This window comes from Halorubrum sp. SS7 (assembly GCF_005435055.1).
Lineage (GTDB): Archaea > Halobacteriota > Halobacteria > Halobacteriales > Haloferacaceae > Halorubrum > Halorubrum salinarum.
This window is the reverse complement of record NZ_SGXV01000653.1, coordinates 1-231: the sequence shown is the minus strand read 5'-3', so window position 1 is coordinate 231 and position 231 is coordinate 1. Positions and strand designations below refer to the sequence as shown.

General features: G+C 68.4%; 1 pseudogene. It reads right to left on the bottom strand.

What is annotated here, in order from left to right:
• Positions 1 to 53 precede the first annotated feature (53 nt).
• A pseudogene (locus tag EXE44_RS21815) lies at positions 54 to 231 on the bottom strand (polyprenyl synthetase family protein); the annotation flags it as partial.

The window sequence follows — 231 nt, the reverse complement described above, 5'->3', positions numbered from 1 at the left end:
CTCGAACCGTGACCGGCTTGTCCGGCGACCCGACCGCTCAGCGACCCAACCGATCAGTAGCCGCGGACGATGAGGTAGTCCGCCAAGTCTTCGAGCAGGCTCCGAGAGCCGCTCTCGGGGAGTACTTCGAGGTGTCCTTTCGACCGCGCGGTGAGGTCCTCGGCCGTCTCGCGGGCGTACTCGATGGATCCGGCCTCCGCCAAGGTCGCCACCGCCTCCTCGATGGCCGCC